The 801-nt window shown below is 67.2% G+C and carries 1 protein-coding gene; it reads right to left on the bottom strand.

Translation table 11 applies throughout. From position 1 onward, the window contains the following. Positions 1-43: 43 nt before the first annotated feature. A partial coding sequence (locus C7C56_RS07870; protein ID WP_307719035.1) for a transketolase C-terminal domain-containing protein occupies positions 44-801 on the bottom strand: 758 nt, incomplete at its 5' end.

Below are 801 nucleotides of genomic sequence, written 5' to 3'. Positions count from 1 at the left end.
TGCACTTGGTTCTTGAGAACGCCCCCCGGCGGGGCGATGTTGCTTAGGCGTTGTTGACGACCAGGCGCAGCTCGCCGCCGAAGCGGGCGCGGATCGACGCCGCGATGCCCTTGGCGTCGAGGCCGACGCCCGCCAGCAGCGCGGCCGGGTCGCCGTGGTCGATGAACACGTCGGGCAGGCCGAGCATCAGCAGCGGCTTGACGATGCCTTCGGCGGCCAGCGCCTCGGCCACGGCAGAACCAGCGCCACCCATGATCGAGCCCTCCTCCACCGTCACCAGCACGTCGTGCTCCTGCGCGAGTTTGCGCACCAGCTCGACGTCGAGCGGTTTGACGAAGCGCATGTTGGCCACCGTCGCGTCCAGCGCTTCGCCGGCCGCCAGGCTTGGCGTGACCATCGAGCCAAACGCCAGGATCGCCACGCTCTTGCCGCTGCGTTTGATCTGGCCCTTGCCGATCTCGATCGAGGTCAGTTCTTTTTCCATCGGCGCGCCGATGCCGGCGCCGCGCGGGTAACGCACCGCCGCCGGGCCTTCGTAGTGGAAGCCCGTGGTGAGCATTTGGCGGCATTCGTTCTCGTCCGACGCGGCCATGATGACCATGTTGGGAATGCAGCGCAGGTAGGACATATCGTAATTGCCCGCGTGGGTCGCGCCGTCTGCGCCAACCAGGCCCGCGCGGTCGAGCGCGAACACGACGTCGAGGTTTTGCAGCGCCACGTCGTGGATCAACTGGTCGTAGGCGCGCTGCAAAAAGGTCGAGTAGATCGCCACCACCGGCTTGAGGCCTTCGGTGGCCAGGC

Source organism: Massilia glaciei (assembly GCF_003011895.2).
Lineage (GTDB): Bacteria > Pseudomonadota > Gammaproteobacteria > Burkholderiales > Burkholderiaceae_D > Telluria_A > Telluria_A glaciei.
This window is presented reverse-complemented; position numbering and strand designations above follow the sequence as displayed.